The organism is Planomonospora algeriensis, from assembly GCF_977012225.1.
Window position 1 is genome coordinate 1 of the sequence record NZ_CDRNDK010001045.1, and the last position, 616, is coordinate 616.

At 72.4% G+C, this 616-nt stretch carries 1 protein-coding gene; it reads right to left on the minus strand.

Annotation, left to right across the window (positions count from 1 at the left end; all coding sequences use genetic code 11):
- Positions 1–616, minus strand: a 616-nt coding sequence (locus ACWJ6R_RS37705; protein WP_449066760.1) for a beta-ketoacyl synthase N-terminal-like domain-containing protein, incomplete at both ends; no start/stop codon positions are given.

Consider the following 616-nt stretch of genomic DNA (forward strand, 5'->3'; position numbering starts at 1 on the left):
GCGACGGACCGTTCGGCGCCGTCAGCCCGTTGCTCGCCCCGTCCTGGTTGACCGCGCTGCCGCGGACGACCGCCAGGACCTGGTGGCCATTACGCTGCGCGTCCGACAGCCGCTCGACGAGCAGCATGCCCACGCCCTCGCTCCAGCCCGCGCCGTCGGCGTCCGCCGAGAACGCCTTGCAGCGGCCGTCGACGGACAGTGCACGTTGCCGGCAGAACTCGATGAACGTGCCGGGTGTCGCCATCACCGTGACGCCGCCGGCCAGCGCCAGGTCGCACTCGCCGTTGCGCAGCGCCTGTACGGCCAGGTGCAGGGCCACCAGCGACGACGAGCACGCCGTGTCCACCGTGACCGCGGGCCCTTCGAGGCCGAACGTGTACGACACCCGGCCCGAGGCGACGCTGCCGGAGTTGCCGGTGCCGATCAGGCCCTCCAGCTCCTCCGGGACGGAGGTGAGCTGGGAGGCGTAGTCGTGGTACATCACGCCGGCGAACACGCCCGTACGGCTGCCGCGCAGGTGGCCCAGCCGGATCCCGGCCCGCTCGATCGCCTCCCACGAGGTCTCCAGCAGCAGCCGCTGCTGCGGATCCATCGCCAGCGCCTCACGCGGACTGAT